General features: G+C 67.3%; 9 protein-coding genes. All 9 read right to left on the bottom strand.

The features are described 5' to 3' along the window. Positions 1 to 7 precede the first annotated feature (7 nt). Positions 8 to 724 carry a haloacid dehalogenase-like hydrolase gene (locus N5E02_RS12135; protein ID WP_139727839.1) on the bottom strand — a complete coding sequence of 239 codons (717 nt, stop codon included), beginning with the start codon at positions 722 to 724 and terminating at the stop codon, positions 8 to 10. Further along, positions 721 to 1,515 (bottom strand): indole-3-glycerol phosphate synthase TrpC, encoded by a 795-nt coding sequence (trpC, locus tag N5E02_RS12130; RefSeq protein WP_005419828.1) that lies wholly within the window; start codon positions 1,513 to 1,515, stop codon positions 721 to 723. Before trpC ends, N5E02_RS12135 begins: the two co-directional genes overlap by 4 nt. Positions 1,516 to 1,589: 74 nt before the next feature. Beyond that, complete coding sequence (trpD, locus tag N5E02_RS12125; protein WP_279946297.1) at positions 1,590 to 2,621, bottom strand: anthranilate phosphoribosyltransferase; 1,032 nt, start codon at positions 2,619 to 2,621, stop codon at positions 1,590 to 1,592. Between the two features lie 16 nt (positions 2,622 to 2,637). After that, the gene (locus N5E02_RS12120) at positions 2,638 to 3,225 is read right to left on the bottom strand and encodes an aminodeoxychorismate/anthranilate synthase component II (RefSeq protein WP_065178878.1); all 588 of its coding nucleotides are present in this window, start codon (positions 3,223 to 3,225) and stop codon (positions 2,638 to 2,640) included. A 2-nt stretch (positions 3,226 to 3,227) separates the two neighbouring features. After that, complete coding sequence (locus tag N5E02_RS12115; RefSeq protein WP_065178877.1) at positions 3,228 to 4,007, bottom strand: SIMPL domain-containing protein; 780 nt, start codon at positions 4,005 to 4,007, stop codon at positions 3,228 to 3,230. 67 nt (positions 4,008 to 4,074) lie between these two features. After that, positions 4,075 to 5,550, bottom strand: coding sequence for an anthranilate synthase component I (trpE, locus tag N5E02_RS12110; protein WP_065178876.1), 1,476 nt, complete (start codon positions 5,548 to 5,550; stop codon positions 4,075 to 4,077). Between the two features lie 200 nt (positions 5,551 to 5,750). Then, positions 5,751 to 6,686, bottom strand: coding sequence for a lipid kinase YegS (yegS, locus tag N5E02_RS12105; protein ID WP_279946296.1), 936 nt, complete (start codon positions 6,684 to 6,686; stop codon positions 5,751 to 5,753). Positions 6,687 to 6,909: 223 nt separating this feature from the next. Beyond that, positions 6,910 to 7,392, bottom strand: coding sequence for a GNAT family N-acetyltransferase (locus N5E02_RS12100; RefSeq protein ID WP_032954593.1), 483 nt, complete (start codon positions 7,390 to 7,392; stop codon positions 6,910 to 6,912). A 12-nt stretch (positions 7,393 to 7,404) separates the two neighbouring features. Then, positions 7,405 to 8,082 carry a ribulose-phosphate 3-epimerase gene (gene rpe / locus N5E02_RS12095; RefSeq protein ID WP_005419843.1) on the bottom strand — a complete coding sequence of 226 codons (678 nt, stop codon included), beginning with the start codon at positions 8,080 to 8,082 and terminating at the stop codon, positions 7,405 to 7,407. Positions 8,083 to 8,105 lie beyond the last annotated feature (23 nt).

Below are 8,105 nucleotides of genomic sequence, written 5' to 3'. Positions count from 1 at the left end.
CCCCGGGCTACGCCTTGTCGCCGCCGCGATCCACGCATCCCCAGTTGAGGATGCGGGTGCCGGTCGGCAGCACGCGGCGGAAGAACGCCACCCGCCCCGGCTTCGGGTTCACCACCACCGGCGCCTTGGCCGCCAGCAGCAGCGGCAGGTCGGCGGTGCTGTCGGAATAGGCGATATCGATGTCGCCATAGCCGCGCTCGCGCAGCATGCGCATCTTCTCTTCGTTGTGGCAGTGACGGGTGGGACCGACGCCGCCCAGCCGCGGGCCGACCTCGGTGCCGATCACCGGCACATCCTGATGGGCCACGAAGGCCAGGATCGCGCGGGCCAGCTCCGGCGGCGCGCCGGTGGCAACCACCACGCGATCGCCTTTGGCGCGGTGCGCGGCGAACACTTCCAGCGCCTGCGGCAGCAGCTTGGCGCGCATCTGCGCCTGGTTGCGCAGCACGTAGGCGTCGATCACCTTGTTGAAGTCGCGCGCACGGTGCAGGCCGAAGCTGCCGATCCACACATAGACCGAGATGCCCGCGCGACGGGTCGGCAGCATCGCCACCATCGGCCCGGCGATCGGCGTGACCAGCAGCGCCGCCAGCATGCGCAGCGGGTTGCGCTTGATCAGCGAGGCGAACAGGTGGGTACCCGAATCGCCGTCGTAGAGGGTGTGGTCGAAGTCGAAGACCACCAGCGGCGCATCCTCGCGCGGCGTCGGATAGTGCGTTGTCATGTTGCGAAGAATAGCTGACGCAGGCCCTCGCCCGGCTCTTCCACGCGCATGAAGGCCTCGCCGACCAGGAAGGCATGGATGCCGGCGTCGCGCATCAGCGCCACGTCCTGCGGGCCGAGGATGCCGCTTTCGGTGACCAGCAGGCGGTCACGCGGCACGGCCTGCTGCATATCCAGCGTGGTCTGCAGCGACACCTCGAAGGTGCGCAGGTTGCGGTTGTTGATGCCGATCATCGGCGCCGGCACCTGCAGTGCGCGCTCCAGTTCGTCGATGTCGTGCACTTCCACCAGCACGTCCATGCCCAGCGACAGCGCCAGTTCCGACAGCGTGGCCAGCTGGGTGTCGTCCAGCGCGGCGACGATCAGCAGGATGCAGTCGGCGCCCAGCACGCGTGCCTCGTACACCTGGTAGGCGTCGATCACGAAGTCCTTGCGCAGCACCGGCAGCGTGCAGGCTTCACGGGCCTGCTGCAGGTAGGTATCGGCGCCCTGGAAGAAGTCCACGTCGGTCAGCACCGAAAGGCAGCTGGCACCACCGAACTCGTAGCTGACCGCGATGTCAGCCGGTCGGAAGTCGGGGCGGATGACGCCCTTGGACGGGCTGGCCTTCTTCACCTCGGCAATCACCGCCGGGTCGCCGTTGGCCACGGCCGCCTGCAACGCGCGCACGAAGCCACGTACCGGCGGGGCGCTGGCCACGGCGGCCTGCAGCTCCTCGAGCGGGCGCTGGGCGCGGCGCTGGGCTACTTCTTCGGCCTTGCGGGCCAGGATCGTCTGCAGGATGTCGCTCATCGTCTTCGATTCGGTGCGGGGGCGCTGAGGACGGCCATTATCGGCCATCGACGGGGTCAGGCTGAACCGCGCGCTCAGGCAACCAGCGCGCGGGTGGTCTCCACATACTGCTGCAGGCGCTGGCGGGCGCTGCCATTGGCGATGGCGGCACGGGCGCGGGCCAGGCCATCACCGATGTCGCTGGCCACGCCGGCCACGTACAGCGCGGCGCCGGCATTGAGCGCGACGATGTCCAGCGCCGGGCCGGGCTCGTTGTCCAGCACCGCGCGCAGCATCTGGATGGACTGCTCCGGGCTGTCCACGCGCAGGTTGCGGCTGGCCGACATGGCGATGCCGAAGTCCTCCGGGTGGATCTCGTACTCGCGCACCTTGCCGTCGCGCAACTCGCCCACCAGGGTGCCGGCGCCGAGCGAGATCTCATCCATGTTGTCGCGGCCCCAGACCACCATGGCGCGCTCGGTGCCCAGCTCGCGCAGCACGCGCGCCTGGATACCCACCAGATCAGGATGGAACACGCCCATCAGCACCGACGGCGCGCTGGCGGGGTTGGTCAGCGGACCAAGGATGTTGAAGATGGTGCGCACGCCCATCTCGCGGCGGACCGGCGCGACGACCTTCATCGACGGATGATGGATCGGCGCGAACATGAAGCCGATGCCGGTCTGCTCGATGGCAGCGGCCACCTGCGCTGGCTGCAGCTCGATGGCCGCGCCCAGTGCTTCCACCGCATCGGCGCTGCCGGACTTGGACGACACGCTGCGGTTGCCGTGCTTGGCCACGCGCGCACCGGCCCCAGCCGCCACGAACATCGCGCAGGTGGAGATGTTGAAGGTGTGCGAGCCATCGCCACCGGTGCCGACGATGTCGACCAGGTGGGTGCTGTCGGCCACCGGCACCGCCAGCGCGAATTCGCGCATGACCGTGGCGGCGGCGGCGATCTCGTCGATGGTTTCCTTCTTCACCCGCAGGCCGGTGAGGATGGCGGCGGTCATCATCGGCGACACGTCGCCGCGCATGATCTGCCGCATCAGGTCGACCATCTCGTCGAAGAAGATCTCGCGGTGCTCGATGGTGCGTTGCAGGGCTTCCTGGGGGGAGAAGCTCATGGGAATGCTCCTTGGATCAGGCCGCCGGGCGCTGCAGGAAATTGCGCAGCAGGGCGTGGCCGTGTTCGGTGAGGATGGATTCGGGGTGGAACTGCACGCCTTCCACCGGGAACTGGCGGTGGCGCAGGCCCATGATCTCTTCGATCGAGCCGTCCTCGTTCTCGGTCCAGGCGGTCACTTCCAGGCAGTCCGGCAGACTGTTCTTGTCCACCACCAGCGAGTGGTAGCGGGTGGCCTGGTAGCGGTCCGGCAGGCCGGCGAACACGCCCTTGCCTTCGTGGCGGATCGGCGAGGTCTTGCCGTGCATGATGTTGCCGGCGCGGATCACGGTGCCGCCGTAGACCTGGCCGATGCCCTGGTGGCCCAGGCACACGCCGAGGATCGGCGTGGTCGGGCCCAGCCGCTGGATCAGCTCCAGCGACACGCCCGCTTCGTTGGGCGTGCACGGGCCGGGCGAGATGACGATGCGCTCGGGCTTCTGCGCGACGATCTCGTCCACGCTCATTGCATCGTTGCGCACCACCTTCACTTCAGCGCCCAGCGTCTGCAGGTACTGCACGAGGTTGTAGGTGAAGCTGTCGTAGTTGTCGATCATCCACAACATGGTCAGGTTCCGTCGCTTATCAGGAAAATGGCGTACACGTTTTCGGTGTAGGTGATGGGGCCGGCTTCGATGGATTCGGGCTCAGCGGGCGCAGGGGCCGAGGCGGGCGCGTAGCTGCCGGTCACCGAGATCCTGTCGAGATCCCCGCCGTCTTCGCCCGGCTGCGGCCATTGCCCGGCCTGGATGCCGTAGGCGAAGTTCGGCGCCACGTCGGAGATGCTGTACAGGCCGCGCAGCCGGGTGCCGTAGGCCTTGGCCAGGCCCTGCGCGGACTCGCGGGTCCGGGCCGCCGCCTCACCCTTGAGTTCGCGGCGCAGCGCCACTTCACCCGAATAGGTTGGCGCCAGGCTGCTCACCTGTACGTTCTCGTCGGCCTTCAACGCACCCAGCACATCCTGCATCGCCTTCACGCTGGCGAAGCTCGCACGCAGCTGGCGCGATACGCGGGTACCGATGAAGACCTGCCGGTTCTGCTCATAGCGCGTCGCCGGGCCGATCCGCAGGTTGTCCGCACGCACGCTGCCGTCCACCGCCTTGTGCTGCTTGAACAGCGCCAGCGCGCGCGCCACGTTGTCCTGCACGCGGCGGCGCGCGGCGTCGGCGTCCATGTCGGTCTCTTCGATGTTCAACTGCAGGCCGAAGCGGTCCGGCATCACCACCCGACGCGCCTCGCCCTTCACCAGCAGGTGCGGCTGCGACGGAATGGTATTGGCCTGCGCCCACGCAGACGGGGCCATCGTGGCCAGCAGCGACGACCACAGCAATGCGCTCAGCAGCTTCATGCGGTACTCCTTGTCTTCAATGGGAACAGCGGAAGATGCCGCGGCGCAGGCCACGGCACGGGGAGCGTCACAGGCCCTTGGCGGCCTGGGCGACGGCGCGGAACAGCGCACGGCCCTTGTTCATCGTCTCGTCCCATTCCTTGTCCGGGTCCGAGTCGTAGACGATGCCGGCGCCGGCCTGCACGTACAGGCGGCCATCCTTGATGACCGCAGTGCGGATCGCGATCGCGGTATCGGCATCGCCGTGCCAGCCGATGTAGCCGATGCTGCCGGCGTAGACGTTGCGCTTGATCGGTTCCAGTTCGCGGATCACTTCCAGCGCGCGGATCTTTGGCGCGCCGCTGACCGTGCCGGCTGGGAACGTGGCGCGCAGCACGTCGGCATAGCTCAGGCCCGGCTGCAGCTGCCCGGTGACTTCGCTGACGATGTGCATGACATGGCTGTAGCGTTCGATCACGAACTGCTCGCCCACTTCCACGGTACCGGCCCTGGAGACGCGCCCGGCATCGTTGCGGCCGAGGTCGATCAGCATCAGGTGCTCGGCGCGTTCCTTGGGGTCGGCCAGCAGCTCGGCTTCCAGTGCCAGGTCCAGCTCGGGCGTGGCGCCACGCGGGCGGGTGCCGGCGATCGGGCGCACGGTGACTTCGCCATCCTGAAGGCGTACCAGGATCTCCGGCGAGGAACCGACCACCTGCAGGTCGCCGACATCGAGGAAATACATGTACGGCGAGGGATTCAACGCGCGCAGCGCGCGGTACACATCCACCGGGCGCGCCTTGAACGGCACGCTCAGGCGCTGGCTGAGCACTACCTGGAAGATGTCACCGGCGCGGATGTATTCCTTGCTGCGCTGGACCGCATCGACGAAGCCTTCGCGGGTGAAGCCGGAGACGAAATCCGATTCGTCCAGCACGTCGCTGTTGAGCGGTGCCGGATAGCCGGCGCCCGGTGCACGCAGCTTCGCCGTCAGTGCGTCCAGGCGCGCCTGCGCCTGTTCGAAGGCACCGTCGACACGCGGGTCGGCGTGCACGATCAGGTACAGCCGGCCCTTGAGATTGTCGAATACCGCCAGCTCGTTGGAGTCCAGCAGCAGGATGTCCGGCGTGCCCAGCTCATCACGGCCAGCCGGCGGGGCCAGGCGCGGCTCGATGTAGCCGATGCACTCGAAGCCAAACCAGCCGACCAGGCCGCCGGTGAAGCCCGGCAGGCCTTCCAGCTTGGGCACCGAGTGGGCGCTGCGCAGCGCCTCGACTTCGGCGAAGGGATCGGCTACCTCGCGGGTGTCCACCACCTGGCCGTCTTCGCGCACGGTCAGCGTGTGGCCGTGGAAGGCATACACGCGGCGCGCCGGCAGGCCGATGATCGAGTAACGACCAAAGCGCTCGCCGCCTTCGACGGATTCAAACAGGTAGGTATTGGGGCCGTCGGCGAGCTTCAGATAGACCGAGAGCGGCGTGTCCAGGTCGGACAGCACTTCGCGGACGACGGGAATGTGGGTGTGGCCTTCAGCGGCCTGCTGCTGAAACTGAGCGTGCGAGTTCAAGACGACTTTCCTTCCGGGACACAGCGTTATGGGGGCGGACGACGGCAACGGGCCACCATCGCCACCAACGGCGTGCGGAAGAAAGAGTATGCGGGGTCGTCAGGCTGGACACCCCTTGACTGTATCGCAGCTTGCGCGGCAGGGGAACCCTGGGAAACTGAACCACCGGACGCCCGCAGTGGCCACGGGGACTGATGACTCTACCCCTGCCCCTCCAGCAACGGGCATCCGGTCGGCAGATGCATCCGCACCCTGCCCGGCACGCACTCGACGCGAAAGTGACGGGCCTGCACCGGTTCGCCGTCCAGATTCAGGGTCAGCGCCTTGGGCGCATCGATCTGCAGCCACGACAGCCGCGCCCGTGTGGCCAGCTGTTCCAGTGCGGCCTGGGTACCGGACTTCAGCATCTGGCCGAGGGTGGCGGCGACCTCCCCTTCCAGTTCCGGAAGCACGGTCACATCCAGCAGTCCATCATCGATCAGTGCCTGCGGGCACAGCTGCTGGCCACCGCCGGCCTGCCGGCCATTGCCGATGCCGAGCGCGATGAAGTCACCTTCCCAGGCGAAGTCCGGGCCGGACAGGCGCGCGGCGATCGGCTCGATGCGGCCCAGCTTGGCGATGCCGGTGATCACGTAGGCCAGCCCACCAAGCATCTTCTTCAATCCGGCATCGGTCTCCACCGTCACCTGCGTGCCGAAGCCACCGCTGGCGAGGTTGGCGCACCACCAGGGCGTGCCATCGGCATGCACGCGCAACAGGTCGATGGACCGTGCCGGCACCTGGCCGATCAGCGCGAGGGCATCGCCGGGCTCAGTGGGAATGCCTGCCGACGTGGCGAAGTCGTTGGCGGTCCCCATCGGAATCAACGCCAGCGAAGGCAGCGCTTCCGCCGGTTCCTCACGATGGGCCAGCGTCTCGGCCACCGCGCTGAGCGTGCCATCGCCACCGGCCGCCACGATCACGTCCACGCCATGATTGATGGCCTCGGCAACGTAGCGTTCGGCGTCACCGTCTTCCCAGGTCACCCGCACCTCCAGCTGCACGCCCTGCCCGCGCCAATGGCCCACGGCGTCGCGCAGTTCATCGTTGCCAGCCGATTTGCCGTTGAGGATCAGGCGCCAGCGCGGGGTGGTCATGCGGTACTTCCAGGTCAGGGCGGCACAGGCTAGCAATGCACTGTTTGCCCGCAGTGAATGTCACGCAGGTGTCATTCAGCTGCTGGAGAATGGAAGGCCATAGCAGGGACGACGGATGGAGGCAGGATCAGCCTCCCACGCATGCAGCGAGGCCACGCCAGTGATTGGCGTGGCTTTTTTTTGCCCAGCAGTAGATCCACGCCATGCGTGGATGCACGTCATCTCACCCGTTGGCGAAATCGTGCAGCGCCTGCCCCTGCAGCCGGTACACGGTCCACTCGTCCTGCGGTTTGGCGCCGGCGGCGGTGTAGAACTCGATGGCCGGAGTGTTCCAGTCCAGCACCGACCATTCGAAACGGCCGCAGCCTTCGGCCACGGCCTGGCGTGCGATGTACTTCAGCAGCGCCTTGCCGGCGCCCGCGCCACGCTTTTCCTGGCTGACATAGAGGTCTTCCAGGTAGATGCCCTTGCGGCCCAGCCAGGTGGAGTAGTTGTAGAAATACACCGCATAGCCGATCGCTTCACCACCGGCTTCGCAGATCAGTGCACGTGCAGTGGCATCGGGTCCGAACAGGCTTTCGGCGATGCCGATCTCATCGGTCTGCACCGAATGCTCGGCCTTCTCGTAGATGGCCAGCTCGCGGATGAAATGCAGGATCAGGCCAGCATCGGCCATGGTGGCCGGGCGGATGTTCAACACGGCCACCGTACTCATGGCTCAGCCCCGTGCCGCAGCGACGTTCGCGCGCATCTGCGCGATCACGTCCTGGTAGCTGGTCCTGGCGTTGAAGATGGCCGAGCCGGCGACGAAGGTATCGGCGCCGGCGGCAGCGATCTCACCGATGTTGTCGGCCTTCACGCCACCGTCGATCTCCAGGCGGATGTCCTTGCCGCTGGCATCGATCATCTTGCGCACCACGCGCAGCTTGTCCAGCGCCGAGGGGATGAAGGCCTGGCCGCCGAAGCCCGGGTTGACCGACATCAGCAGCACCAGGTCCAGGTCATCCAGCACCCAGTCGAGGATGTCCACCGGGGTGGCCGGATTGAGCACGATGCCCGGCTTGCAGCCCAGCGAGCGGATCAGCTGGATGGTGCGGTGCACGTGCCGGCTCGCCTCCGGGTGGAAGCTGATGTAGGTGGCACCGGCCTCGGCGAAGTCCGGAATGATGCGGTCCACCGGCTCGACCATCAGGTGCACGTCGATCGGCGCGGTGACGCCGTGCTTGCGCAGGGCCTGGCAGACCATCGGGCCGATGGTCAGGTTCGGCACGTAGTGGTTGTCCATCACGTCGAAGTGGACCCAGTCCGCACCGGCAGCGAGGACGTTGTCGACTTCCTCGCCGAGGCGGGCGAAGTTGGCGGACAGGATGGAGGGGGCGATGAGGCAGTGGGACATGGCCGGGCCTTGCAACGAGGGGA

The sequence above is a fragment of the Stenotrophomonas sp. GD03777 genome (assembly GCF_029842485.1).
Lineage (GTDB): Bacteria > Pseudomonadota > Gammaproteobacteria > Xanthomonadales > Xanthomonadaceae > Stenotrophomonas > Stenotrophomonas sepilia.
Note: the sequence above shows the minus strand (reverse complement) of the source record. Positions and strands in the feature narration are given on the sequence as shown.

What these genes read in the sequence shown, in the direction of transcription:
- N5E02_RS12115 (WP_065178877.1), bottom strand. Translation starts at nt 4,007, where the DNA reads ATGAAGCTGCTGAGCGCATTGCTGTGGTCGTCGCTGCTGGCCACGATG.
- rpe (WP_005419843.1), bottom strand. Translation starts at nt 8,082, where the DNA reads ATGTCCCACTGCCTCATCGCCCCCTCCATCCTGTCCGCCAACTTCGCC.
- yegS (WP_279946296.1), bottom strand. Translation starts at nt 6,686, where the DNA reads ATGACCACCCCGCGCTGGCGCCTGATCCTCAACGGCAAATCGGCTGGC.
- N5E02_RS12120 (WP_065178878.1), bottom strand. Translation starts at nt 3,225, where the DNA reads ATGTTGTGGATGATCGACAACTACGACAGCTTCACCTACAACCTCGTG.
- trpC (WP_005419828.1), bottom strand. Translation starts at nt 1,515, where the DNA reads ATGAGCGACATCCTGCAGACGATCCTGGCCCGCAAGGCCGAAGAAGTA.
- trpD (WP_279946297.1), bottom strand. Translation starts at nt 2,621, where the DNA reads ATGAGCTTCTCCCCCCAGGAAGCCCTGCAACGCACCATCGAGCACCGC.
- N5E02_RS12135 (WP_139727839.1), bottom strand. Translation starts at nt 724, where the DNA reads ATGACAACGCACTATCCGACGCCGCGCGAGGATGCGCCGCTGGTGGTC.